Consider the following 26511-nt stretch of genomic DNA (forward strand, 5'->3'; position numbering starts at 1 on the left):
TTATATCACCTCTTTATGGACGCTTTTACTTGCTTCAATTAACCTATGCAGTTTTTCTAATGCAGCACCTGAATCTATGCTTTCTTTGGCTAAATTTATCCCGCCATGAATTGTTTCTGCCTTGCCTCCTGTAAAGATGCCAATCCCGGCGTTAAGAAGGACCGTGTCTCTTCTTGCTCCCTTCTCCCCCTTTAGGACACTTAGGAGTATTTCAGCATTTTCCCTGGAATCTCCGCCTCTGATCGCATCATTGCTGCTAACCGATAGGCCAACTTCCTCTGGATGAAGAACCTTTTTCGTTACCTTGCCGTTATTAAGAATGGCCAGGTGATTTTCCCCCTGTAAGGATGCTTCATCCATAAACCCTGCACCATTTAAAACAACTGCCCGTTTTCTTCCCAAAGCTTTTAACACCTCTGCAAACATTTCAATATAATCTCTCCGGTAGATCCCGAGAAGCTGATGATCAAGTTCAACCGGATTGGTTAAAGGTCCTATTAAATTGAAAGTTGTAGGTATTCTCAGGTCCCTGCGTACTTTCATGATTCTTTTAATATTCGGATGGACATGAGGTGCGAATAGAAAGGCTATCCCAATTTCCTCCAGAATTTCCTCCGTGCGCTCAGGCGAGTGATCCAAGTTTATTCCCAAATGTTCCAGTACATCGGCACTGCCTGTTTTGCTGGATACACTTCTATTGCCATGCTTGGCAACAGAAATTCCTGCTCCTGCAATCACAAAGGCCGAAGTAGAACTGATATTAAAGCTGCTTGAACCATCTCCTCCTGTACCGCAATTATCCAAAACATTAGGAATTTTCTTGCTAAATGTAAGGGATTTATCCCGCATTGCTTTTACGATGCCTGCAATTTCTTCAACTGTTTCCCCTTTTGTTTTAAGGCTCACCATAAATGCCGCAATCTCACTGTCCGTCACATCATTGGCAAATAAATTGTCCATCGCTTCCTTCATTTCTGCCTCTGTTAATGACTCGCGATCAGATAACCTCTGCAGTATAGTTTTCATCGTTTTTCTCCCTCCCGATAGTTTGTAAAAAGTTTTCCAAAATATTTTTTCCAAGGCCTGTTCCTACAGACTCCGGATGGAATTGCAAACCGTATAAAGGATAATCTTCATGCTTGATTGCCATTATTTCATTATCATCCATTGATCTTGCCAAAACCTTAAAACTGCCAGGCAAAGTTCCCGACTTAATTATTAAGGAATGATAACGCATGATATGGATCGGCTGCGGCATGTATTGAAAAAGCTGTGATCCGTTATGCTTCAGATTAGACACCTTGCCATGCATAATTCTCTTGGCTTTTTCAATCTTTGCCCCAAAGGCATAGCCGATTGCCTGATGGCCAAGGCAAATGCCCAGGATAGGGAGCTTCCTGTAAAATTGCTGAATAACATCAACAATAACTCCAGCTTGTTCAGGCCGTCCCGGTCCAGGTGATAGAACAATGGCTTCAGGATTTAATTTTTCAATATCTTCGATTGTTATTTGATCATTCCTTACAACTTTAATTTCTTGTCCCAGTTCACCCAGATACTGATAAAGGTTAAATGTAAATGAATCATAATTATCAATCAGCAGAATCATTTTTTGTCCTCCAAAAATGCTTTTAATTTATGAAGTGTTTCGTCGTACTCTTTTTCTGGAATCGAATCATGCACGATGCCTGCCCCAGCTTGTATATAAGCGAATCCATCTTTTATTACCATGGTTCTGATTGCCAGGGCGAAATCCATATTGCCGTTTCCGGAAAAATAGCCGACTGCCCCTGAGTAAATTCCTCTTTTCACTGCTTCCAGTTCATTGATGATTTCCATTGCTCTAATTTTGGGTGCACCTGAAACCGTTCCGGCAGGGAGACACGCTATTAAGGCATCAATCGCTTTGTGAGGACTTTTCAGCTTGCCGCCCACTTCGGATACAAGGTGCATGACATGCTTATATCTCTCAATGACCATGTTTTTTTCTATAGTTACCGATCCAAATTCGCATACACGGCCGAGATCATTTCTGCCTAGATCGAGCAGCATCCTGTGTTCGGCAAGCTCCTTTTCATCTTCTATCAGGTCCCTTTCAAGCTGTAAGTCTTCCTCTTCTGTCTTGCCTCTTGGCCTTGTTCCTGCAATAGGGTTAGTAATTACTTTGTTTCCAGTTGCTTTTATAAGACTTTCAGGCGATGCCCCTGCAACCGCATATTCTTCAAAATCAAGATAGTACATGTATGGGGAGGGATTTTGCACTCTTAACTTCCGGTAAAATGCGAAAGGATCTCCAGTCAATTCTGCTTTTAACCGCTGAGAAAGCACTACCTGAAAAATGTCTCCCTCTTCAATATAGGCCTTGGCCCTTTTTACTTTTTCAACGAAGTCTTCTTTAGATATGGAAGCTTTGAAAGCCGACAGCGATGCTTCTTCCGATTGGGATGCCGCAGCCCCCTTTTGGATTTCGGCCTTTCTTTTCTGCAATCTTTCACGTAGCTGAGATTCATCGGTTGCTGCCAATAAAGACATGGCTATCAGAAATACCTTTTGCTCCAGATGATCAAAAACGGCCACTTCCTCAAAAAACATAAGGTGAACATCTGGTACATTCAGCTCATCATGAGGGATCACCCCGATATCTTCGTATTGCCTGATGACATCATAGCCTGCATATCCAACAGCTCCTCCACAAAATGGGAACTGTTCAATGGGGTGAGCCTTTTCCTCGGGCATCAGCCTTCTTAATACATCAAGCGGCTTTTCATTAAAAACTTCTATTTTCCCCTCCGCAGTAACAGCCGTCCGAGATGCTTCCCCTTTTAGTTCCATCACCGGGTCCGCCCCAATAAAGGAATACCTTCCCGACTTTTCATGCTTTAGCGAGCTTTCAAGCAGAAATTTTTTTCTCCCGCTCATTCTCTGGTAGATCAAAATAGGTGTTAATGTGTCCCCCTCAAGCTCTTCGATGATATAAGGACCTTCCAAAATCGTTTTCAATATATTTCTCCTCCAGTTCTTTCGGATTCAGATAAGCGCAAGCGCCCTGATCACCCCTGACACTTTGAGGGAGCAGGCGATGGAGCCAGACAGGTATCTGACTTCAGAATTTTTACTTAACTATAAATAAAAAAGTCCCCTATACACACAGACAGAATCTGCGGGTATAGAGGACGTGTCTTGTGAACGTGGTGCCACCTCTTTTTAGAGCAGCATGCTGCTCCCTTTTTCGGGTACGGAAACATATCGATACCCTATCCTTTTAACGGTGGAAATCCGTGCTTCCCTACTATCTTTCAGGAAGCCTCTCGCAAGTCCATTCGAATGACTTACCGTACCGGGCTCTCACCTTACCCCGGCTCTCTTGAACGGACTCCATCAATCTACTCCTCTTGCTCAGCGATTTAAAGTAATAAAGTTAAAGAAAAGCGGAAGCGCCTTGCCACCCCCGACAAGCACAAGACGAGCCTCCCGGAAAGGCGTTCTTTGCCTTTTTAGGGGATTGGCTTGTGAACTCGAGGGGGTAGGCTGCTTGCGCTAGACAGTTATTTAAGTTCAAAAATTCTATATTTTTTCTGAACTAAATAAAAAAGGGCCTCCCGTCTAAAAAGGACGAGAGACCCGTGGTGCCACCTTCATTAGCTGATACATCAGCTCACTTAACAGATATCAAAACGAAAAACCGTTTGAATATCTGTCCCTTGTAACGATGAGACCGTTCGCCAAAGCCTACTGCTTAAAAAGGTTCGGTTTGGAGGCTCGAAAGTCCATTCACTGCTGTTTCCACACTGATTTGCACCAACCATCAGCTCTCTTTAGCTTCCACTGCAGCTACTACTCTTTGTCATTGCCGATCGATATATTGCTTATTATACTATTCCGATAAATGAAAAATGTCAAGGATATTTTTCATTTTTTTATAATAGAGCTTTTTCCAGCTTTTCTCTCCAGACAGCTGCAAGTGCCTCAATCTGCAGGAGTTCTTCAATTGCTTTACGGTTTTTGCGGTCATGGAACATGATAAAATTTCCTTGCAGAACCGATACCTTTTCCTGCTTTCTTTCTTCGAGCTTAAGAACGCTGCCTGCTGTTACAGTTCCTTCCTTCAGCACTCTGAAAAAGTAGCCTGTAAAGCATGTTTCAACAATTCTGCTTAAAAGCCGATCTTCTTCGTTATGCTTTGATATGGTTGAACATGGAATGCGGCCCTGTGTTATTTGGATAACAGATTCACCAAGCGAAAAGGTATCACCTATAAAAACATCCTTTTCCAGCATATTACCCGCACAAATATTTTCACCAAATGCCGGGGGACAGAATGTCTTTTTAAATTCTTTTTCCCACATCCCGTAATGTTCGAACGGGTATAGGCAAACTGCCCGGTCGGGGCCGCCATGAAAATCAGTGTTTGCCACTCCATCCCCCAGGAAACCATCCTTCGTTAAGAACGCACTTTCAATTTTTTCTTTGCCTATTCCCGATATTTCCTCACGGTTTTTCCAGCTGTGCTTTTTCGGTTTCCCTATGCTTAAACTAATAATTTCTTTCACATTTATCCCCTCGCCAGATTCGCTTTTCTATATATTTTAACGCTTTCCTTTTAGTAAATCGAAACATATTTTTCCAGAATTTGAATTTTCCCATAAAAAGACAGAGGTTTTTCTAGTTAGTTTTCCTGCAATTAGCTCATATTAAGACTAGTTTGATTAACGAAAAGGAAGGTCAGAAATATGGAGCATGTTGAAAATTTACAATCTGTAAATTCCAAAGCTAAAAAGAAGTCAGGTGATGATGTTCATAACCAAAAATGGGCCATTCTTTCACTTTCTTCAATTCCTCTCGTTATGACACTTGGGAATTCCATGCTGATTCCTGTTCTGCCGGCGATGGAAAATAAACTAAATATTTCTGCATTCCAATCCAGCATGATTATTACCGTTTATAGTATTGTAGCCATTATTTTGATTCCAATCGCAGGCTTTTTATCGGATCATATCGGCCGTAAAAAAGTCATTATACCAAGTCTGTTCATTGCAGGAATTGGCGGGCTGATCTCCGGATGGGCGGCATGGAAAATGGCGGATGCTTATTGGATCATATTAGCTGGGAGGGCATTGCAGGGTGTTGGGGCAGCTGGTGCGGCACCAATTGTTATGCCTTTAGTAGGGGATATGTTTAAAAATGATGATGATGTCAGCAGTTCCCTTGGACTTATTGAAACTTCCAATACTTTTGGAAAAGTTCTATCGCCTATACTTGGAGCATTTCTTGCAGGGTTTATATGGTTTTTACCGTTTTTTTCGTTTCCGGTTTTTTGTACGATTTCAATCCTGCTGGTTATCTTTCTTGTAAAAACGCCAAATAAAAGAGAAGAGCCGCTTCCTCTAAAGAAATTTTGGAGCAATATCAAGGATACCTTTAAAAACAACGGAAAATGGCTATATGCTATTTTCTTAATAGGTGCCATTCTTATGTTTGTGCTTTTTGGGATACTTTTTTATTTATCTGATGTGCTTGAAAAGACATACGATATTAAAGATGTTAAAAAAGGGCTTCTCCTAGCTGTCCCGCTTGGCGCACTATGCCTTTCCTCCTATCTGACAGGAAAAAAAATAAAAGAAAATAAAATACTGATGAAGTGGATCATATTTTTAGGCTCAGTGCTTGTGGCAGCTGCCACTGCAATCTTAAGCTTTTCAAACAACATGTGGTTTATGATCAGCATGTTCCTGTTTGCCGGAATTGGCATAGGCGTTGCATTGCCTTCGTTGGATGCACTGATTACCGAAGGAATTGCAAAAGAAGAACGTGGAACCATTACTTCTTTATACAGTTCAATGAGGTTTATAGGCGTTGCCGGAGGCCCGCCGGCCATTGCCATTCTGATGAAGCATTCTGATCAAGGGCTTTTTTATATATTAAGCGGGATAACCATTCTTGCTGCCCTAGCAGCCATTATAGCAATCAAACCTGACGCAAATGAGGGCTAAAAAAAATCCGTATCGTTCAATGACGATACGGATTTTTTTATTTAAAATGCTGCTGTACAAAACCAGTTACAACCTGGTTGAAAAGCTGCCACTTTTTGGTTGGCGCCTGGTGGGAAACACCTTTGATTATTGCCGCCTGAAAGCTGACATATCTCCTATAGCTCCTAATATGCTGATTAACAAAATCTCTTGATCCATATATCAGGAGAAGGGGGACACTCAAGTTCCTCAGGCGATCCGTGCATGAATAGTGGAGCGACCTATCGTAAAATTGAAACCACATAGTATGATTCGCCTTTTTCATGTGTTCCAGAATATCTTTTCTGACTTTTGGATCATTTGTGTGACTTGCTGCTATTACATACCGCAGAAAACCCGGAAAATGTTTCACGAAATACATTCCCATTATATGCTCATATTTGAAAGTTTCTGATAAAACCTCTGGAAATCCGCCAGACAGTATGACTCCAAGTGTCCTTTCAGGAAAAGAAAGAGCAAATTCCTGAGCAATTATGCCTCCAGAGGAATAACCCAGGATAACGGCTTTTTCAATTTCCAAGTGGTCTAATACAGCTTTAACCTCTTCTGCATAGCCCTGAATGGTTACTGTTTTCTCGGGACCGATGGTATCTCCATTCCCGCTTAAATCAGGAAAAACAACCTGAAAATGCTCAGCCATCAGGCCTTGATAATAAAATACCTTTCTCCCCATGGCAGGCGGATGTATAAAGATTATCGGTACCCCTTTTCCCATCGTTTCATAAAATATCTTTGTATCCTCATAAATACATGCTGGCACAAGAATCGTCCTTTCCATTCACAAAACATAGATGGCTCAAAAGCCTCCTGTTCCATATAAAAATGGGACAGTTTTAGTCTGCCCCATCTCGGTCAATTCTTTATTTCCAACATCAGTTAGGTCTTGTCTTCTTAGCTTTTTTGCTTTGCTGATCAAGCTCTTTTGAGAACTCCATATCGTTTATGCTCTTGTTTGTGCTCTGCAATCCGGATTTAGTCTTAATATTGCGTTTTGTCATGTTAATCCTCCTTTAAAGTACTCCCATTATAGTATGGCACATTAGGATTCGAATCATTATGGATTTTCAGCTGGAATCTGTATATACTATAAGTAATCATGCGATTATGCTTATTTCCGTGACTTTCTGAACCGTATATGATATTCTTGAATTAAGAATATGAATAAAAAAAACGACCGCAGGTGTTGCCGCACCCACGGTCATTCGCAATAGTCGTTCCCTTAGGGGATCGGCCTGTCAAAGACATAGACCTCTCCCTCAATTGTCAGATCAAGGGAGGTCTATTTTTTATGGTTAAAAGTCATGACAGCAATGATCAGACTAGAAAAGGAAATCATCATCATGATCGATTCGAAAACTGTCAAAAGGCATCACCCCCTTTCATACGGGGCTAGCCGACCACCCTTGAGAAACTCCCATTGCTTCTTTATTATAACACAACCTTGTCCATTTAGTCGAACACGTGTTCTATTTTAGGAAAATTGATTCTTCTTTCCTATTTTTTCAAGTTTCACTATCTTTATCGCCTGCAGATTTCCTTTGTAGATATCCACGAAGAAAACCCATTTCTTTATTAAGCAAATACTCCATTTCCTCCATCTGCTGCTTAGCAATTAACTGCGGACTGCCTGTCCATTCAGCACTGTGGATAAAATAATAATTCTTTATTCTTTTAAAAATGATGACCGCTTCAGGATAACAGTCAAACAATCCCTTTACCTGATTTCTCCGCATGTAACTCCATCTTACCAGTTTCATGATATCAGCCTTTTTATACTCTTTTTACCCAGAAAACACTGACGCATGTTCTTAATGCAAAAAAAACTGCCAAATTGGCAGCATTGAATTTATTCTTTAAGCCTCGGCTTTGCCGGATCACATTTCGGTTTTTCAGACTGAGTGGACTCAGCAAGCTTTGACAGGTAATAGCATTCTTCACGGTACATGTGATCAGCCATTAAAGCTGCAAATGTCCCCAATGCCTCTTTGCTCAATTCAAGCTCCTCAATTTCATTGAGAAAGTTCATAAACAAAGATATTTCAAGTGCAACATCGCTGTTGAACTTTTGAAGTGCCGGGAATGACTCAACATTCGTCCGAAGGAAGCCGGACATTTCAACCGCCTTTAAATAGAATGCTTCAAAATCCTTTGTATAGCCATCACTGATTTTTTTTATTTTCTTCTCAACACTTTCCATATTATCTGATATGGCTCCAGCATGGCCAGCTGCATCCAGAAGCCAGATTAAATGGTGGTGAAGCTCATGAAATACAGGCGGGACTTCCCCTTTTTTTAAATATTGAAGGACAAGCATATATTCTTCAAGTTCATTGACCATATGGTTTATAAAAACAGGACCAAGATGAATGGAAATTTTCCCTATCAGATGACGTTCAAGTAGGTTCAATTTAAATTCCCTGAGCTTTTTAGCTTCCTGTTCTGCCCTCCGGCTCAATTGCTCCAGGTTATCCACTTCAACCCTTCCTAATAGCTGATCGAAGGTTTGTATAAAGTAATTTGCTCTTTCAATGCTGTCTTTTTCCTTTGGTGATAGTGAATCATGTATGAAGCGTGCATGATCACCCAAAATCTGAAGCCAAAATCCATGTTCAAATTTTGCAGCATTTTCAAATCCAGCAGCCAAAATATCTCCCCTTTCCATCTTACTCATAAAAACATATCAGTAACCATTAGAAATTATGCCTATAAGCACGAATCTCAAAAATTAATTGGTAACTTATTTTTTTGCAGAAAGGGGGAATCTTAACTAGGAATCATGCATCCTATAGTGTTTTTTTCATCATTACCTGGCCAATCTTTTTTTCAAATCCCATTTTAAGCAAAGCTTTCGATGCGGGATTGGAAACAGAAATATTAACTGCAGTGAAATCAATCGAATCATCCTGATCAAGGAACAGCTGGCCCAGAATACTTTCAGTCATTGCCTCATATGCACTGCCATCCGTAAAATTTAGCTGATAAATAATAATGCGTTCTGTACGTCCTGCTGCTTCCAGCACTCTTTTGTATAAAATATAGCCTTCCTCTTTCCCATCTTCACTCATAAGCACAGCAGCTTCCCCTTGTTTCGCACTTTGCCACTGGCACTGCCAGGCAGCATCGCTGTCATAAAAGCTGATTGACTGAAGCTGTTCAGGATATATCTTTTTTATTGCTAAATGGCTTTCCGTCAATGAGCCTATTTCTTTATGTGTTAGCTTCTTGTTTAGATAAAGCAATTGATCAGTAATTGCATAGCCGGCTTTTATGTACAGCTTAATCGCTCTCTCATTTTCTTCAATTGCTTCAAGAACAGCAGTGTGTACATTTTCAGCTTTATATATGCTAAGCACCTCTGACATCATGGCTGCAGAAAGACCTTTTCCCCTGTATTGTGGTGCGATCCCGGTGCCTCCGTTCCAGGCAATTTTCCTGCCGTTAATCTCACGGAACCCATTCAATATGATTCCGCAAGGTTCGCCGTGCATAAAAACGACAATGGATTTTTCAGGCGAAAGTCCCTCAGATGCGATTCGATTAACAAAGGCCTGGATATCCATTTTTATTGGAACTATATAACCTTCAAAGCCTTTATTCCAGGCAGTCAGCGCCTCCTCCAGGGTAACTTGAGAAAGTTTTTTTATTTTCATAAACGCTCTCCTTCATGTGTTTTCTGATGTTTTACTTGGTGTGCATCTAATGGCTGGTTATTTATGTTTGTTTCCTCTTCTAATAACAATGATAATGGCCATGGTTTCACACCTCCAATTATACAGACTGGATAGTTTATTTATTCATATAATAAAATAGACTGATTAGTTTATTTTAATTTAATCATTTATTTTCTGTTTTTTCAATCTTTTCTAAAAGGAATTTTCTAAAAAAAAAGCCGATACATTAAGTACCGGCTTTAGTTATTCATTATTTATTTAAAGGTTTTTTCAGAAACCCGATAAGGATCGCAGACAAAAGAGCACCTGCTATTATTCCTGCAAGGTAAATTCCCCATGGGCCATCGACGAGAGGGACGACAAAGACTCCGCCGTGCGGTGCCCTTAATCCGACTCCAGCCATCATTGAGATGGCACCTGCCACGGCTGATCCTGCCATGATGGACGGGATGACACGCAATGGATCTGCTGCTGCGAACGGGATTGCGCCTTCTGTGATAAACGAAAATCCCATGATGTAATTTGCTTTTCCTGCATCCTGTTCCTGTTTTGAAAATCTATTTTTGAATAAAGTAGTAGCAAGCGCGATGGCAAGAGGCGGAACCATCCCCGCCGCCATAATGGCTGCCATTGGTTCATATACTCCATTTGCAAGCAGCCCTGTACCAAATACGTAAGCCGATTTATTAACCGGGCCGCCCATATCAAATGCCATCATCAGCCCAAGGACTACTCCAAGCAATACAGCATTTCCAGTACCAAGACCTGAAAGCCACTCGGTGATAGCAGTATTTAATGCGCCAACTGGTTTGTTGACAACATAAAGCATCAGCAATCCCGTGAACGCAATTCCAAAGAGCGGATAGAGCAAAATCGTTTTAATTCCTTCAAGTGATGAAGGCAGACCAGCAAAGACTTTTTTCAACCCAACTACTACATAACCTGCAAGGAAGCCGGCTATGATGCCGCCAAGGAATCCAGCGCCTCCAGATGCTGCCATCATTCCGCCGACTGCGCCTGCAGCAAAGCCGGGACGGTCAGCAATACTCATGGCAATGAACGCTGCAAGTATTGGAACAATCAATCCAAATGCATTTCCTCCCCCAATGGTCATCAGTGCTTCTGCGATAGGATGATACGACGGATCATTAGGATCTGCTGCTTTATATCCGAACATAAAGGAAATGGCAATGAGTATTCCGCCGCCAACAACAAATGGAAGCATGTTGGAAACCCCATTCATCAAATGCTTATAAATTCCTGCTTTTTGTTCTTTTTTATTATCTGCTTTTCCGCTGCTGTCCGCGCTTCCGCCCTTGTATACCGGCGCATCCTGCTTTAGCGCTTTTTCGATTAGTTCCTGAGGTTTTCGGATGCCATCAGCAACTGCCGTTTCAAGGACATGCTTCCCGCTGAATCGCTCCATCTCAACCTTTGTATCTGCTGCGACTATAACTGCTGCCGCATTCGCGATTTCTTCTGGTGTCAGAACATTTTTAGCACCGCTGGAGCCATTTGTTTCAACTTTAATATCAACGCCCATTTCAGCTGCCTTGGCTTTTAGGGAATCAGCCGCCATATAAGTATGGGCAATTCCTGTTGGGCAGGCTGTTACAGCAACAACAAATCGTTTACTGTCTGCAATATTTTGGACTTCCTCTTCTTCTGTCTCGTCATAGCTGTCTATAATTCCAATAACTTCGTCTGCAGAAGCAGCATTTTGGAGTTTTTTGCGTGCTTCCTCGTTCATTAGTATTGATGAAAGCCTGGATAGAGCTTCCAGATGTGTATTGTTTGCTCCTTCCGGGGCTGCAATCATAAAGAATAGATGTGCGGGCTGACCGTCAAGTGATTCATAATCCACTCCTGCTTCTGATTTGCCGAATGCAATAGCAGGCTCCTTGACCGCACCAGTTTTTGCATGCGGAATGGCTATTCCGTCACCGATACCTGTTGTGCTTTGTTCTTCCCTTTTTATAATTGCATTCTTAAAGGCAGAACTGTCATGAAGCTTTCCTGCTTGATCAAGCTGGTTTACCAATCCATTTATGGCATCCATTTTGCCTGTTCCGCTCAATGAGAGCAGAATCGTATCTCTTGTCAGTAATTCTGTTATTCTCATCCTAAATCTCCCCTTTTAGGCTGACCTTTTCAATCGAAACCTGAGAAAGCAATTCCTCTGCTTTTTCCTTTGTGCAAAGACCAAGTGAAAAAGCCGTAGCGCTTCCGGAAGCAACACTGTATTGAAAAGCCTTTTCTATATTTTTGTTTTTTTCATAAGCTGCAAGAAATCCGGCTACCATGGAATCTCCTGCACCTACAGAACTTTTCACTTCCCCATTTGGAACGCTTGAAATATACGCTGCTTCATCAGAAATCAAGACTGCTCCCTTGCCGGCTAATGAAACAATTACATTCTGTGCGCCCATTTCTACAAGTTTCTGTCCATATGGGATAACTTCTTTTGCGGAAGTAAATTCTGTCTTGAATAAATCACCTAATTCATGGTGATTAGGCTTTATTAAAAACGGTTTGTATGGAAGGACCTTTTTCAGTAATTCTCCCTCTGCATCCACCACAAAAGCCGTCCCGTTTTCTAAACAAATTCTTACCAGCTCTTCATAAGTTGATTCCGGCAATGTAGATGGAATGCTGCCAGCCAGAACAAGCAAATCTTCTTCTGATAGGCTGCGGATCTTATTTTTCAGATCCTCGAAATTCCTTCCTGAAATGGCCGGCCCTTTGGCATTGATTTCTGTTTCCGTCTTTGTCTTGATCTTTACATTGATTCTTGTGTCACCAGCAACTTGGACAAAGTCAGTTTGAATATTCTCCTTGTTTAAGCAATCAACAATATACTCTCCTGTAAATCCGCCTGCAAAGCCAAGGGCCTTGCTTTTAACATCCATTCTGTTCAGCACTCTGGAAACATTTATCCCTTTTCCTCCAGGGAACTTTGTATCATGCTGCATGCGGTTAAGACCGCCGACTATTATCTCATCCAATTCTAAGATGTAGTCCACTGACGGATTTAGCGTCAATGTGTGTATCATGCTGTCACGACCTTTATTGTAGTTTTGCTGATATAAGGCTCTTGCTGATCCTCATTCAGTTCATTAGTAATAATTGCTGCTGTATGCAAATCGGCAATCTTGGCAAATGCGATTTCTGAAAACTTCGTATCATCGGCAAGCACGAATGCCTCCCTTGAAAGCGAAATGGCCATTTGCTTAATCATGGCCTCATCCTGATCCGGTGTGGTGTATCCGAATTGAGGATGGATGCCATTAACCCCCATAAAACATTTATCAAATCGATAATTTTCGAGGCTTTCCAATGCCCCCCTGCCAATGATGGCTTTTGTCTGGCTCTTGGCAAAACCGCCAATTAAAAACGTTTTTATATTTCGTTCCAGCAATGCGTTGATATGCATTAATCCGTTCGTTACAACTACAATTTCTTTTGCAGGCAAGAAAGGAATCATTTCAGTAACTGTCGAGCCTGCATCCAGATAGATGGAATCACCTTCTTCAACAAGACTTGCAGCATATTGGGCGATTTGGCGCTTTTGCTGAAGGTTTCTGGCGGATTTTTCAGACATGCTGGGTTCCTGGAGCTTTCCCTGAAGCCTGGCAGCCCCTCCATGTATCCTTTTTAAGTATTTTCCTTCCTCAAGCTGAGTCAGGTCCCTTCTGATTGTTGATTCCGATGTTTCTGTCATATCAACGAGATCCTGAATTTTCACTACACCTTTTTCTTTTAAAAGCTGCAGAATCAATTTGTGGCGCTCTGGTGTTAACAAAACATCACCCCCTGGAATGTGTTGCTCCTCTTGATTACATCATACTGAAACCGATTGCAAAAATCAATCATTTTCATTCAAAAACAATCAAAAACGTTCAAATATCGAATGTTTTTGATTGTTTTACGATTATTAACTCAATAATTATTAAAATAGTAGAATATTTTAAATATATTAAAATAATAGTTTGCTCTATCCGTCTGATTATGCTAGAATCAAAAATAACAATATATAGTTTCTTGTTCAACCACAGATACTATATATTGTTTTAATTTAAGAATTAACTCGTTCCAAGGTCTCTTTTTTGATCCGCTTTCTTTTTGAAAGCGGAATTTTTTTGTTTTGGAAATAGAATCTCTTTCCATTAGCCTTCCAGAACAGGAAAAGAGCACTGCTCAATGGCAGTGCCCTTCTATAAGACCGATTATTTATCTTCATAATTTACCAGATCTTCTATTTTTCCATCTTCATTATGCAGTATTGCCATTGTCCCCGCTTCTTCTGCCATGCTCTTCGCTTTCTCCACCGCTTCTGACTGTGACTCTGCAGTATACTCAGGCTCGTTTTGCCCTTCCTTTTTGACTGCCCATCCTTCCTCATCGTGCGGTACTACATGGAATCTTGCTTCATCTGTACCTGCTCTGTCCTTAAAATATTGTTCCTGTTCATCACTGTGAATGTTGCTTTTACGATTTGCCATGTTTATACCTCCTTTATATAAATGAACTTTCATCTATCGATGAGTACTATCACTTTACCCTTTTAGGGAGTAAAAAAACACAAAGTCTCTCGCCATAAACAGTAATAATTTCCCAATAGATTTTGTCTTTTATTATATAAATTTGACACATAGTGTCGCAAAAATAGGCTTACCCCATAGGAATTAGTACTCTATTCAAAAAATACCATTTTCTACTAAACTAGGAATCGTTAGGGAATCGAAAAACCACTAAATTTCAGGAGGGTATTATGTCAAGAAATAGTCGAAAATCTCACAAGATATTAGCAGCGGCTCTAGCAGCTTCTTTAGCTTTTGGCACAATCGGGTATGCTGCCCCGCTAAGTAATGAAAATGGAAATTCATCCCACTCGCAAGATCAGAAGATTATTGCCAGAGTAAATGCTGAACGTGCTATCGAACACGTGAGGTATCTATCGGAAGAAATCGGGACAAGACCCGGCGGATTAGAAAATGAAAAAAAATCGGCAGAGTATATTGCCAATACACTCAAAAGTTATGGCTATGATGTTGAATTTCAATACTTTCCAGTAGCAGATCAATTCATAGGCAGTGCAGCATTTGAAGATGGGACGGTATGGGAAATGGGCGCTGCACCAAACGGAGCAATCAGCGATACGCCAGTTCATGCAGAAGTCATCTTTGTGGAAAATGAGAATTTCCAGGGAGCCGAAGGTAAAATAGTTCTTCTGGCTCGAGCAGATACTACAGCCGGATACCGAGAGCAGGTAGCCAAAGCAGTTGAGGCAGGGGCAGCTGGTGTGATTCTCCAAAGCCTTGTTGGAAGCCGCGGCAATTACGGACAAACTTTTAATCCTAACCTTACATCGGAATATGATATCCCGGTTTTTGGGGCTTCCTATATTCATGGAGAATGGCTCAAGGAACAAATGGAGCAAGGTGCAGTTGAGCTCTCCCTGTCAGCAAAACATTATAAGGATCTTAAATCGGTAAATGTAATTGCAACCAAGGAAGCTAAATCAAAAGATGAAGATACAAAAGAGGTGATACTAGGTGCCCATCATGATAGTGTGGTGGGTGCTCCAGGTGCGAATGATAATGCTTCCGGTGTAGGGTTAATGCTTGAACTTGCCAGAGTTTATAAAGGATACAATACAGACAAAACCCTTAAATTCATTGCATTTGGATCTGAGGAACGCGGACTTTTAGGAGCAAGATATTATGTAGATCAGTTAACAGAGACACAAAAAGATCAAATAGAAGCTGTTTTTGTTCCTGATATGGTTGCTACAAATTATGAAAAGGCTACAAACCTATATGCCATGACACCAGACGGCAGCCAAAACATTGTAACTTCTTCAACTGGTCATGCTGGGGCACGCTTGGGCAATTCGGATATTCTCCCAGGCAAATTCGGATCGAGTGACCATGTTCCTTTCCATAATGCCGGCATTCCTGCGGCCCTTTTTATCTGGATGGGCATAGACAGCTGGGATCCGCTTGTTTACCATATTGAAAAAGTCTATCATACACCGCAGGATACTATCGAAGATAATATCTCTGCAGAAAGAATGCAATCAGCACTTGATATCATCGGTTCCGGACTTTTTGATGTTGTCCGAAAAAAAACACAAGGCAATAATTAATGCTTTTATCCAGCCGCTGGCCAATTGCCGGCGGCTGGTTTATTAGCAAAAAAGAAACTCCATGCCTAACCCCGATTTCTTCTCTCCCTAACCTCCATTCAATATGCCATACCATACGTTTACACACCTTAACCAAATATATATGTTAACCTATTATAAAATTAAGTTGACAATAAACGTTTGCTGCTATTATTCTAAATTGTATAAATACAAATCTATCAGGAGGCATTTTATGAAGACAGGTTTAAGAACGATTGATTTAACATTGGCTGGCATGTTTGTTGGCCTAATGGCGGTTGGAGCAAATATCACTTCATTTGTCCCATTTTTAGTTATTGGGGGAGTGCCTATTACTTTGCAGACTTTTTTTGCCATTCTGGCAGGGGCTATTTTAGGTAGCCGATTAGGGGCTATTACTATGGCTGTCTATGCTTTTGCCGGGCTTGCAGGCGCCCCTGTATTTTCAAAATTCGGCGGCGGTTTTGCTTCCTTATTAAGCCCCACTTTCGGTTTTATCTTATCGTTTATAGTAACAGCCTATGTCACCGGCAAATTGATAGAAAAGAAAAAATCTGTTCCGGTGTATATTACTGCAGCTTTAATCGGAATGGTGATCAATTATGTTTTTGGGACGAATTGGATGTATATGGCCTATAAACTTTGGTTTACAGCACCTGAGGGATTTACCTATCATTTGGCATGGCTGTGGATGGCGGTCCCCCTTCCAAAAGACATAATTCTCTCTGTTTTTGCCGGGTTAATGGCCCATCGTCTGGAGCATAGAGTATTTGCAAGCAGTCAGTTCAGAAAAATGAACCGAGCAGCATAAACAATTTTACTAAGGAGGATACATATGAATTTCCAACAGTTAGCACTTGACGTACTGGAAGGACATGAACTTACAGACTCGGAGGCAATGGATGTTTTAAATTGTCCAGATGAAGAGCTGCTGAATCTATTGCACAGCGCCTATAAAATCCGCCATCATCATTATGGGAATCATGTTAAATTAAATATGATTATTAATACCAAATCAGGCCTATGTCCTGAAAACTGCGGCTATTGCTCACAATCCAGCATCTCAACAGCACCTATTGAAAAATACAGGATGATGGATAAGGAATCTATCATCCAGGGTGCAAAACAGGCACATCAGCTAAATGTTGGAACCTATTGCATCGTTGCAAGCGGAAGAGGTCCGAGCAATAGGGAGCTAAATGAAGTAATTTCAGCGGTTAAAGAAATTAAGGATAACTATAACATGAAGGTCTGCGCCTGTCTCGGGCTTCTAAAGCCTGATCAGGCTGATAAGCTCAAGGAGGCTGGGGTCGACCGCTATAATCACAATATTAACACTTCTGAAAATCATCATGAGAGCATCACTACCTCCCATACATACCGTGACAGAGTCAATACGGTCCAATTAATAAAGGACGCAGGTATTTCACCGTGTTCCGGGGTAATTATTGGCATGAAAGAAACCAGGGAAGACGTCGTAGCGATGGCCAAAAGCCTAAAAGCCCTGGATGCCGACTCAATCCCGGTTAACTTTTTGCATGCAATTGATGGGACGCCCTTAGAAGGGACAGATGATTTGAATCCCCGCTATTGTCTGAAGGTGCTTTGCCTGATGCGTTTTATCAATCCATCAAAGGAAATCAGAATATCCGGAGGCAGAGAGGTGAATCTTAGGAGCCTTCAGCCGCTCGGGCTTTATCCTGCTAATTCTATTTTCGTAGGAGATTACTTAACCACAGCAGGTCAGGAAAGCACAGCGGATCACCAAATGCTGAAGGATCTGGGTTTTGAGATTGATTTTGTATCTAGGGAACCAGTATTCTCATGAAAAAAAAGATTCTGCGCAACAGCAGAATCTTTTTTTTTATATCCGGATAAGGTTTATAATTCATCAAAGCCATTATCAATTTGAACTTTTGTATATTGCCGCGATTTTTGTTCAAAGAAATCGGACTTCCCATGGTCAACCTGCTCATAAGCTACTATCCAGCGGAGCGGATTGGTCCGGTAGCCTTCAAACGGCCGTTCATATCCCAGCTGATTGCAGCGGATATTGGCATAAAATTTGATATAAGCTTCAACGTCAGACAGCAGGATGCCTTCTGTTTTGCTGCCGATCACATCGCGGGCCCATTCAATCTCCAGTTCAGCAGCTCTTTTAAAAGTCTCCTGGACGAAATTACTTAATTCATTAGTATTAAGTTCCGGATTTTCCTGCAGAATTTCTTTAAAAATTTTAACAAACAAATCTACATGAATTTGTTCATCCCGGTTGATGTAATTAATCATCGTTGAGGTGGCTACCATTTTCTGATTTCTGGCCAGGTGATAAAAGAATGCAAAGCCTGAATAAAAGAAAAGCCCCTCCAGAACGACATCAAACACAATAGATTTAAGCAGGTTCTCTGCACTTGGATTCTCAGCAAAATCTTTATATCCGTTCACAACAAATTCATTTCTTTCAGCTAATATAGGTTCTGTACGCCAGAATTCAAAAACCTCATCCTGTTTTTGTTTGGGAACAAGGCTTGATAGAACATACGAATATGAGTGATTATGAATCACCTCCTGCTGTGCAAGTATGATCATGAGTGCCGATATGCTTGAGTCGGTAATATAATCAGCAACTTTTCCGGCATAATCCGTCTGGATACTGTCGAGCAATGCAAGCAGGCCAATAATTTTCAAAAATGCCTCTTGTTCACTTTTCGTTAATTCCGGAAATTGCTTAATGTCCTGTGACATGTTTATTTCAAAAGGCGTCCAAAAGTTAGCGAGCATTTTTTTATACTTTGGATAGGCCCAGGAGAAGCGTACATCATCCCAATTAAGAATATTGGAGCATTCCCCATTGATGATTGATGTTGATTTGTTTGGCGCCGATTGATTAATAATTGGCCGTTTTTCTAGAGTATTCATAACGTCCTCCTTTAGCTTGAGCAAGATTCACAGTCTTCAATCTCAGATGAAGTTGATCGGATATAATACGTTGTTTTTAATTTTTTCTTCCATGCTGAAAGATGCAGATTTAAAAGATCGATTGCTTTAATATGGTTCGGTATATAGAAATTAAATGAAATAGCTTGATCTATATGTTTTTGTCTGTTTGCATTCTGCCTGATGCTCCACTCCTGGTTAATATGATAGGCAGATTTGTAATACCAAATGGTCTCACTGTTAATATCGGGAGCTGTCACAGGGATCCGATAATCCTTTTTCTCTTCGGAGTACTGCTTGTTGAATATAGGATCAATACTTGGAGTGCTTCCTGCAATTAAAGCAGTTGATGCATTAGGTGCAACCGCCAGCAAATAGGCATTTCGAACACCGTTTTCACTTACCTCTTTGCTCAATGCAGCCCAGTCCATGTCTGACTCTGCCTCCAGATATCCCCTCTTTTCAAAGTAAGCACCCGTTTCCCAATCAGAACCTTTAAAGGCTGAATAGCTTCCTTTTTCTTTAGCCAGATCCATAGAACTTTTTATCGCTAAAAAAGCAATTTGCTCATATAGAATGTCAGCGAATTTTTCTGCTTCTTCGCTTTCCCATGTGATTTTTTTCAGTGCAAGAAGGTGGTGCCATCCAAAAGTCCCCAGTCCAATCGCACGGTACTTCTGGTTTGTGATCTGGCCCTGAGGCACCGGAATACTATTAATATCAATGACATTATCAAGCATTCGCACCTGAATTGGCACAAGCCTTTCAAGTACTCCCTCACTTATGGCCCTTGCAAGATTGATGGATGAAAGATTGCAGACAACGAAGTCTCCTGGATGTTTTTCGATAATAATTCTCCCATCCCTTGTATATTCTTCAACCCTCTTTGTAACACTTTGGTTTTGTACAATCTCAGTGCACAGGTTTGTACAATAAATCATTCCGCAATGTGAATTGGCATTTTTCCGATTTACTTCATCCCGGTAAAACATAAATGGTGTCCCTGTTTCAAGCTGGCTTCTCATGATGGATTTCATTATATCGATGGCAGGCACTTTTTCCCTTGATAGATTCGGGTTATCTATACACTCTTTATATTTCTGGCGGAATGAACCTTCGCCTTCACCTTCATCATAAAAATCCTCCAGTGAAAAGCCCATTACCTTGCGGACTTCATGGGGATCAAATAAATACCAATATCCCCGGCTTTCCACTTTTTCCATAAACAAATCCGGAATGCAGACACCTGTGAATAAATCATGTGTCCGTTGCCGTTCATCTCCATTATTAAGCTTTGCATCAAGAAACGAGAAGATATCTTTATGCCAGACATCCAGATAGACGCTTATAGCACCCTGCCTCTGTCCAAGCTGATCAACACTGACTGCTGTGTTATTCAGCTGCTTCATCCAGGGAATCACACCTGAAGATGCCCCCTTAAATCCTTTAATATCACTTCCTCTGCTGCGGATCTTCCCTAAATATACTCCGATTCCCCCGCCATTTTTAGACAGTGATGCAATATCGGTATTGCTGTCATATATAGAATCAAGACTGTCATCAACAGTCTCAATGAAACAGCTTGAAAGCTGTCCCCAGTTTTTCCCTGCATTAGCGAGTGTTGGCGTGGCAACAGTCATATACAAACCACTCATTGCCCAGTAAGCTTCTTTAATGAGTTCAAGCCGCTTACCCTTCGGCTCCCTTTTCATCAGCACCATGCTGATGATCATGAACCGTTCCTGTGGAAGCTCATAAAGATTTTTCTGTTTGTCCCTGGCAAGATATCGGTCAGCCAGCATTTTCAACCCCAAATATGTAAATAAGCGGTCATTTTCTTTCTTTATGAATTGGGCAAGTTCATTTATCTCATCCTTTGAATACACATCTAATAAATCCTGGTCATAAATTCCTAAAGCCGTCAGCCGTTCAATTAACGTATAAAAATGTTTGTAGCAATCATCCGGCTGGCATTCTCTATTTTTTCCTGACTCAGTATAGAGCTTCTTAAGAAGCAGACGTGACGCGGCAAAAGTCCAATCAGGCTCATCAATACTTATAAAAGATAAACAATCCAGTATAAACTGGTCATACATTGCTTCCGCTCCCAGCTGGCTCATTTCTTCATACCTTTTTAATAGGTGCTCTATGCCGAGCTGTGGAAATTCTGTCTTAAGTTCTTCTAAAATTTCTATCGGTTGTATGGTTTGGACCATCTTACTTCCTCCTAAAGGCAAAATAAAAATCCGCCCGGAAAATGAGCGGATCAAACGATAGTATAATAGCTGGAAGAAGATGAATAAACGGCCATTACGCGATCGTTTCATCATCTCAATCCCCGAAGATATGAAACTTTCGATCGCCCTGGCAGGTCTCCTGGCTTGTGCTTCACTCTACTTAAAGCCCTTCCCATACAAACGCCATAAAGCGTTTTGTACAGTGGCATGCTCTTTTCGTCTGCACTTACAGTTGCGGGGACAGCTTCGGTTCTACACCGAATTCCCTATTAAGTCCTCATAGGACACCAATCACGATCTATATGTAGTTTTTATTCTTTTTAATATATACTATATATTGTAGATGATTCTATCATATGGAGAAATAGATTACAAATTTTTAATCGTTAATGGACGAAAAAGAACAGGGGGATATTCCCTCTGTTCTTTATTTCTCACTCATGATTTTCCATTTCAATATCATGAGATACCGGCTCAGGGGTAGCCCAAAATGAATCATATACAGCATACCCTGCCATTACAAGAACGAGATACGCAATCGCTGCACCTGCCCATTTTTTCATTTTATCTGCTCCTTTTAATTAAACGTTTTTTCATTTATCGCAGTCTAACGGACAGTATGACCCCACTACAGGGCTCAGAGGAGTCCATGGAGGATGAGTGGGTCAACTGCCCATTGAGGCCCGATTTGTTCAACTAACAATCAGCAGAGAAAAAGAATTCCCGCTGATTGAAGTTTCACTTTATTTTTACTCTTTGTAAACGAAGTGCGTTTAAAACGACAGATACGGAGCTGAACGCCATTGCGGCGCCGGCAAGCCAAGGTGCAAGGAACCCTAATGCAGCTACTGGGATGCCAAGGGTATTGTATGCAAATGCCCAGAAAAGATTTTGTTTTATATTCCTTATGGTTTTTTTGCTCATTAGGATGGCGTCTGCAATACTATTTAAATCCCCTCTCATTAGCGTAATATCAGCTGCTTCCATCGCAACGTCTGTACCGGTTCCGATCGCCATACCAATATCAGCTACAGCAAGTGCAGGTGCATCGTTTATGCCATCGCCGACCATAGCTACTTTTTTTCCCTGGTTCTGAAGTTTTTTTACTTCTTCTGCCTTGCCTTCAGGTAGAACCTCTGCAATTGCAGAGTCTATGCCCACTTCATCAGCTATTGCCTGAGCCGTACGTTTGTTATCTCCCGTAATCATAATGACTTCAATGCCCAGTTTCCTTAAGCGTTTGATTGCATCTCTGGATGTTTCCTTTATTGTATCCGCAACTGCCACGATACCTGCATATTTGCCATCAACCGCGACAAGCATTGCCGTTTTTCCATTTTCCTCCAGTTTTTCCATATCAAGTTTGGCTGACTGGACATTAACGTCGTATTTGTCCATTAATCTTCTTGTACCTATCAGGAGATCTTTTCCATCCACTCTCGCTTTTATTCCATACCCCGGAATAGCTTCAAATTCAACTGGATTAAATAGCATGATTCCTTTATCCTTTATTCCCTTTACTATCGCTTCAGCCAATGGATGCTCAGACTGTTTCTCCGCTGACCCTACAAGCTGGAGAAATGTTTTTTCTTCAACGTTGTGTTCTATAATCACATCTGTTAATACCGGTTTGCCATGTGTAACTGTTCCAGTTTTATCAAGAACGACTGCAGTGATTTCGTGCGTGAGCTCCAGGTGCTCTCCGCCTTTGAAGAGAACCCCATATTCCGCTGCCCGGCCTGAGCCGGCCATTATAGAGGTTGGCGTCGCCAGACCTAGAGCACATGGACATGCAATTACCAGGACAGCAATCAATTTTTCGAGTGCTTCTGCAAAATTTCCAGGACTTACCCATATATACCACACCAGGAATGTAACCACTGCTATGGCCACTACAATGGGAACGAATATCCCAGAGATTCTGTCTGCCATTCGCTGTATAGGGGCTTTTGAACCTTGCGCTTCTTCAACCACTTTAATAATCTGTGACAATGCTGTATCTTTGCCGACTTTAGTGGCTTTAATTTTCAGGAAGCCATTTTTATTAATGGTGGACCCAATAACTGTATCTCCTGCTGTTTTATCAACAGGTACACTTTCCCCTGTCAGCATGGATTCATCTAAAGCAGACTGTCCTTCGATAATCTCACCATCAACTGGAACTTTTTCACCTGGCTTTACATATATGATTTCCCCAGCAATGACTTCTTCAAGGGAAATTTCAATTTCTTCCCCTTCCCTTAAGACAGTTGCTGTTTTTGCCTGCAGCCCCATAAGCTTTTTGATTGCTTCAGAAGAACGTCCCTTAGCCCGGGCTTCAAACAGCTTGCCTAAGATTATTAATGTTATAAGGATAGCACTTGTTTCGTAATAAAGTTCCACCGTATGTGCATTGCTGCCAATTGATAAAATTGATTGGTATAAGCTATAGAAAAAAGCAGCAGAAGTTCCGAGTGCAACCAGCACATCCATATTGGCGCTCTTATTTTTTAATGCCTTATATGCCCCGACATAAAATTGCTTTCCTATGAAAAATTGTATCGGTGCTGCAAGAGCCAGCTGTACCCACGGATTCATAAACATATCGGGAACATAAATAAATGATGTAAACTCGAAATGTCCAACCATGGACCAGAATAAAGGGATGGAAAGAATTAAAGAAAAAATAAACTTGCCTTTTTGTTTCTCAATTTCCTTTTCCCGATATCCCTCGATATCCTGGTCTTTATCCATTTTCACTTTCGCCTGATACCCTAGATTCTCCACTTTCTTTATCATGTCCTGAATGGAGATTTGTTCAGGATTATATTCCACAGTGCCCGTTTCAAGAGCCAGATTGACTACAGCTTGTTTGACGCCTGGAAGCTTATTAAGTCCCTTTTCAATCCTTCCAGAGCAAGCAGCGCAAGTCATGCCCAGCAATTCGAACTCTGCTTTCTCAGATACGACCGAATAACCTAAATCCTCAATTTTTTTCTCAAAAGCTTCGACAGAAGTTACTTCAGGATTATATTTAATTGCTGCTTTTTCTAAAGCAAGATTGACACTTGCTTCTTGGACGCCGTCCAGCTTATTTAATCCTTTCTCAATTCGAGACGAACAGGCAGCACATGTCATGCCTGATATTGGAAGGTGAACCTCTTTAAGGGCTGCATCAACCATAACTCCCACTCCTTTATTAAACGATGTTCCTCACAATTTGTATACTATACCCATCTACCCTATATGTTAACCAAATAAATCCAGACAAATTACTTTATTTACTAAAAAAAGAGAACGTGTATTTTGTTCACACGTTCTTTCCCGATCCTATTACTCTACATCATAGCCTTGATCATCAATTGTTTCTTTGATTTGCCCAAGTGTAACTGCTGATGAGTCAAATTGAACCTGCACCTGGCCATTATCAAGGTCAACTGCTACTTTATCAACACCATTTAGTTTGCCGACACTGCCTTCTACCGCTTTTACACAATGTCCGCATGACATTCCGCTAACTTTTAAAGTGACATTTTCCATAATATTTAAACCTCCAATTATTTTTTCATTAGTTTTTGAATAGTGACTAAAAATTCATCAAGCACTTCTTGATCGCCTTCATGGATTCTTTCAACTACACAGCTTTTCAAATGGCCTTCGAGCAAAAGCTTCGCTACGCTATTCAAAGCGGACTGGGTTGCAGAAATTTGTGTTATTATATCGTCACAATACACGTCTCTGTCAATTAGTCCTTTTATTCCGCGTATTTGACCTTCAATCCGATTTAAACGGGTTGTCAAATTCTTTTTAACTTTTTCTGAGTGATGACTTTTTCGTTCCGATTCGATCGAACAGCAGCTTTCAGACAATAAATCCTCATTTTCCAATTCAAAAGCCATTTGATCAGCCTCCTTTATATTTATTATATTATACCCCGGTATCCTATGTAAAGGCCTGTGCTCAAAATGAAATAAATTACGGATTTTTATGTACAATTTCCCTTTCATGATATTTAAAATCTCTGTTTATACTAACGGAAACACTTTATTAAAGGAGGCAGCTAATGTGGAAAGAAAGCATAAAAATCCAGAAGACACGGGCAAAGATTTATATGGGATCGATAAAGATATCAGCCTGCAGTCAGTAAATTTTGCTTCTGCTGAGAATCAATATTTAAATGAACGTACACAAACTGAGTCCAATCAGGAAATATAGAGTTAAAAGCCGCCAACATGGCGGCTTAAGATCATCTTTACAATTCTGTCAGTTCTCCAATTTCCACCTCGGATCTTTCTTCAAGTGGACCGCGCAAATGTACCGTAGCTGTTCTTCCATCCTCATTCAGCTTGTCGATCCACACAGAAGCACCATTGTATTTTACTTCGATATCTGCTGATGATGAAAGAATTTGCTTCACACGTTTTGCATCCATAAGTAACACTCTCCTCTGCATTTTTCATTTTATTTTTTGCATGGTCGAGAAATTTATGCTTTGCTTTGTCAAAAAGTGAAGTGAGTAAGCCTTCGATTTTTGATCAAGGTCTATATGGACTATGGCATCTGATTAAAATCTGCTGTTCATAACTTGCTCTGGATTAAAAGTTGTCCTATCCTTCCAATACACTGAATACACTTTGTACAAATAGGTTTTGGAGTTAGGAGCTGTACACTTATGAGCATTTTTCTAAGCTATGTTTTCTTGGGTCTGTCGCTTGCAGCCGCCAATCGGTCCAATCAATGCTGCACAGTTGGATAAAGGAATAAAAAATGGGTTTTTCCATGCCTGGCTGGTGGGGCTGGGAGCTATGACAGCAGATGCCATATATATGGGGGCTGTTTATTTGGGGGTTGTACACTTTCTTGAGATACCATTCATGAAAGCATTCTTATGGTGCTTTGGATTTTTCGTCCTTGTATACACAGGAGTTGAAACCCTGACAAGTGCCGGCAAAGTCGTTTCAAGCTATAGAACCAAAGATGAATCTAAAATTAAATCCTTTATGTCGGGTTTTCTCATGTCTTTGTCAAATCCTTTAACTATACTGTTTTGGCTTGGCATCTATGGTTCCATTCTGGCCAAAACAGCAGCCGAGTATGACAAGGCTCATGTCATTTTATACAGCGGTGCAATTTTCACTGGGCTTCTCCTCTGGGACATAACGATGGCTGCCGTCGCCAGCAGCTTTAGAAGATTTTTAACCGGAAAAATTCTCGCTTTAATTTCCATATTATCTGGCTTATCGCTGATTGGCTTTGGGGTTTATTTTGGGATACAGGCTTATAAACTTTTGTTGTAATACATATTCCATACATTCAGACAAGGGGGAGAAAAACAGATAATTACGTGCTGAAATATCAATCTGAGCTGCAGGATGGCCAAAGGTATGAATTCTTTGAAGCTGCATTACAGTTAATATGGTTGTCTGTCAAGTTTGGGGATTTATCTGACATGAATTAAGTTTTATTTAGCATGTCTAAGAGTTGACCTAACT

26 protein-coding genes, 2 pseudogenes, 1 riboswitch and 2 other annotated features are annotated in these 26511 nt (G+C 40.9%); of the genes and pseudogenes, 6 read left to right on the forward strand and 22 right to left on the reverse strand.

From position 1 onward, the window contains the following. The 4 genes from trpD to AC0VZ9_RS18415 all read right to left on the reverse strand — a co-directional run bounded on the left by trpD (position 1) and on the right by AC0VZ9_RS18415 (position 4556). Positions 1-1026, reverse strand: a complete 1026-nt coding sequence (gene trpD / locus AC0VZ9_RS18400; RefSeq protein WP_217027660.1) for an anthranilate phosphoribosyltransferase — start codon at positions 1024-1026, stop codon at positions 1-3. After that, complete coding sequence (locus AC0VZ9_RS18405) at positions 998-1609, reverse strand: anthranilate synthase component II (RefSeq protein ID WP_475396599.1); 612 nt, start codon at positions 1607-1609, stop codon at positions 998-1000. The genes trpD and AC0VZ9_RS18405 overlap by 29 nt, the downstream gene beginning before the upstream one ends. Further along, the gene (gene trpE, locus AC0VZ9_RS18410; RefSeq protein WP_475396600.1) at positions 1606-3000 is read right to left on the reverse strand and encodes an anthranilate synthase component I; all 1395 of its coding nucleotides are present in this window, start codon (positions 2998-3000) and stop codon (positions 1606-1608) included. Before trpE ends, AC0VZ9_RS18405 begins: the two co-directional genes overlap by 4 nt. A 166-nt stretch (positions 3001-3166) precedes the next feature. Beyond that, positions 3167-3409, reverse strand: a binding site (T-box leader). Positions 3410-3605: 196 nt separating this feature from the next. Continuing rightward, positions 3606-3857: a binding site (T-box leader), on the reverse strand. Between the two features lie 60 nt (positions 3858-3917). Continuing rightward, positions 3918-4556 (reverse strand): MOSC domain-containing protein, encoded by a 639-nt coding sequence (locus tag AC0VZ9_RS18415; RefSeq protein ID WP_026041653.1) that lies wholly within the window; start codon positions 4554-4556, stop codon positions 3918-3920. 174 nt (positions 4557-4730) lie between these two features. On the opposite strand from AC0VZ9_RS18415, the gene AC0VZ9_RS18420 reads away from it, so the two are divergent. Continuing rightward, entirely contained in the window at positions 4731-5990 is a 1260-nt protein-coding gene (locus AC0VZ9_RS18420; RefSeq protein WP_475396601.1) for an MFS transporter, read from the forward strand. A 37-nt stretch (positions 5991-6027) separates the two neighbouring features. Here AC0VZ9_RS18420 and AC0VZ9_RS18425 read toward each other — a convergent pair whose 3' ends face one another. The 11 genes and pseudogenes from AC0VZ9_RS18425 to AC0VZ9_RS18475 form a co-directional block, all read right to left on the reverse strand. Further along, the gene (locus AC0VZ9_RS18425; protein WP_475396602.1) at positions 6028-6789 is read right to left on the reverse strand and encodes an alpha/beta fold hydrolase; all 762 of its coding nucleotides are present in this window, start codon (positions 6787-6789) and stop codon (positions 6028-6030) included. Positions 6790-6901: 112 nt separating this feature from the next. Continuing rightward, complete coding sequence (locus tag AC0VZ9_RS18430) at positions 6902-7027, reverse strand: hypothetical protein (protein ID WP_256815309.1); 126 nt, start codon at positions 7025-7027, stop codon at positions 6902-6904. A gap of 281 nt (positions 7028-7308) precedes the next feature. Next, on the reverse strand, positions 7309-7392 hold the full coding sequence (locus AC0VZ9_RS18435) for a putative holin-like toxin (RefSeq protein ID WP_226280784.1): 84 nt from the start codon (positions 7390-7392) through the stop codon (positions 7309-7311). A 139-nt stretch (positions 7393-7531) separates the two neighbouring features. Then, positions 7532-7762 (reverse strand): hypothetical protein, encoded by a 231-nt coding sequence (locus AC0VZ9_RS18440; protein WP_157380208.1) that lies wholly within the window; start codon positions 7760-7762, stop codon positions 7532-7534. 113 nt (positions 7763-7875) lie between these two features. Further along, a complete protein-coding gene (locus AC0VZ9_RS18445; RefSeq protein WP_009333459.1) occupies positions 7876-8691 on the reverse strand; it encodes a DUF2935 domain-containing protein in 816 nt (271 codons plus the stop codon). 121 nt (positions 8692-8812) lie between these two features. Continuing rightward, positions 8813-9679 carry a GNAT family N-acetyltransferase gene (locus AC0VZ9_RS18450; RefSeq protein WP_258753771.1) on the reverse strand — a complete coding sequence of 289 codons (867 nt, stop codon included), beginning with the start codon at positions 9677-9679 and terminating at the stop codon, positions 8813-8815. Positions 9680-9950: 271 nt separating this feature from the next. Further along, on the reverse strand, positions 9951-10943 hold the full coding sequence (locus tag AC0VZ9_RS18455) for a PTS fructose transporter subunit IIC (protein ID WP_374940702.1): 993 nt from the start codon (positions 10941-10943) through the stop codon (positions 9951-9953). A gap of 102 nt (positions 10944-11045) precedes the next feature. Next, positions 11046-11822 (reverse strand): annotated as a pseudogene (locus AC0VZ9_RS18460) (fructose PTS transporter subunit IIA); the annotation flags it as partial. 1 nt (position 11823) lies between these two features. Then, entirely contained in the window at positions 11824-12753 is a 930-nt protein-coding gene (pfkB, locus tag AC0VZ9_RS18465; protein ID WP_019380464.1) for a 1-phosphofructokinase, read from the reverse strand. Next, a complete protein-coding gene (locus AC0VZ9_RS18470; RefSeq protein WP_009333455.1) occupies positions 12750-13502 on the reverse strand; it encodes a DeoR/GlpR family DNA-binding transcription regulator in 753 nt (250 codons plus the stop codon). Before AC0VZ9_RS18470 ends, pfkB begins: the two co-directional genes overlap by 4 nt. 424 nt (positions 13503-13926) lie before the next feature. After that, positions 13927-14202: a DUF2188 domain-containing protein gene (locus AC0VZ9_RS18475; protein ID WP_009333454.1), complete on the reverse strand. Its 276-nt coding sequence runs from the start codon at positions 14200-14202 to the stop codon at positions 13927-13929. Positions 14203-14471: 269 nt separating this feature from the next. Between AC0VZ9_RS18475 and AC0VZ9_RS18480 the strand changes: the two genes are divergently transcribed. The 3 genes from AC0VZ9_RS18480 to bioB all read left to right on the forward strand — a co-directional run bounded on the left by AC0VZ9_RS18480 (position 14472) and on the right by bioB (position 17694). After that, positions 14472-15848, forward strand: coding sequence for a M28 family metallopeptidase (locus tag AC0VZ9_RS18480; RefSeq protein WP_475396603.1), 1377 nt, complete (start codon positions 14472-14474; stop codon positions 15846-15848). 232 nt (positions 15849-16080) lie between these two features. After that, positions 16081-16677 (forward strand): biotin transporter BioY, encoded by a 597-nt coding sequence (locus AC0VZ9_RS18485; RefSeq protein WP_019380468.1) that lies wholly within the window; start codon positions 16081-16083, stop codon positions 16675-16677. A gap of 24 nt (positions 16678-16701) precedes the next feature. Then, positions 16702-17694 (forward strand): biotin synthase BioB, encoded by a 993-nt coding sequence (bioB, locus tag AC0VZ9_RS18490; protein WP_475396604.1) that lies wholly within the window; start codon positions 16702-16704, stop codon positions 17692-17694. 53 nt (positions 17695-17747) lie between these two features. On the opposite strand, the gene AC0VZ9_RS18495 is transcribed toward bioB, so the two are convergent. From AC0VZ9_RS18495 to AC0VZ9_RS18520, 6 genes are all read right to left on the reverse strand, one after another. Next, entirely contained in the window at positions 17748-18785 is a 1038-nt protein-coding gene (locus AC0VZ9_RS18495; protein ID WP_475396605.1) for a ribonucleotide-diphosphate reductase subunit beta, read from the reverse strand. Between the two features lie 11 nt (positions 18786-18796). Further along, entirely contained in the window at positions 18797-21019 is a 2223-nt protein-coding gene (locus tag AC0VZ9_RS18500; protein ID WP_009336780.1) for a ribonucleoside-diphosphate reductase subunit alpha, read from the reverse strand. Between the two features lie 134 nt (positions 21020-21153). After that, positions 21154-21347, reverse strand: a riboswitch (cobalamin riboswitch). Between the two features lie 127 nt (positions 21348-21474). Next, positions 21475-21603: a hypothetical protein gene (locus tag AC0VZ9_RS18505; RefSeq protein WP_256815313.1), complete on the reverse strand. Its 129-nt coding sequence runs from the start codon at positions 21601-21603 to the stop codon at positions 21475-21477. Between the two features lie 175 nt (positions 21604-21778). Continuing rightward, positions 21779-24202 carry a heavy metal translocating P-type ATPase gene (locus tag AC0VZ9_RS18510; protein WP_475396606.1) on the reverse strand — a complete coding sequence of 808 codons (2424 nt, stop codon included), beginning with the start codon at positions 24200-24202 and terminating at the stop codon, positions 21779-21781. 150 nt (positions 24203-24352) lie between these two features. Next, positions 24353-24559 (reverse strand): copper chaperone CopZ, encoded by a 207-nt coding sequence (gene copZ, locus AC0VZ9_RS18515; RefSeq protein ID WP_009336783.1) that lies wholly within the window; start codon positions 24557-24559, stop codon positions 24353-24355. Positions 24560-24576: 17 nt separating this feature from the next. Next, the gene (locus AC0VZ9_RS18520; protein ID WP_019380472.1) at positions 24577-24918 is read right to left on the reverse strand and encodes a metal-sensitive transcriptional regulator; all 342 of its coding nucleotides are present in this window, start codon (positions 24916-24918) and stop codon (positions 24577-24579) included. 166 nt (positions 24919-25084) lie between these two features. Here AC0VZ9_RS18520 and AC0VZ9_RS18525 point away from each other — a divergent pair, with 166 nt between their 5' ends. Beyond that, entirely contained in the window at positions 25085-25234 is a 150-nt protein-coding gene (locus AC0VZ9_RS18525) for a hypothetical protein (protein WP_009336785.1), read from the forward strand. A 37-nt stretch (positions 25235-25271) separates the two neighbouring features. On the opposite strand, the gene AC0VZ9_RS18530 is transcribed toward AC0VZ9_RS18525, so the two are convergent. After that, positions 25272-25451, reverse strand: a complete 180-nt coding sequence (locus AC0VZ9_RS18530; RefSeq protein ID WP_009336786.1) for an H-type small acid-soluble spore protein — start codon at positions 25449-25451, stop codon at positions 25272-25274. A gap of 240 nt (positions 25452-25691) precedes the next feature. Here AC0VZ9_RS18530 and AC0VZ9_RS18535 point away from each other — a divergent pair. Continuing rightward, positions 25692-26316 (forward strand): annotated as a pseudogene (locus AC0VZ9_RS18535) (LysE family transporter). Positions 26317-26511: the final 195 nt, after the last annotated feature.

This window comes from Cytobacillus sp. QJM3NY_8 (assembly GCF_056173585.1).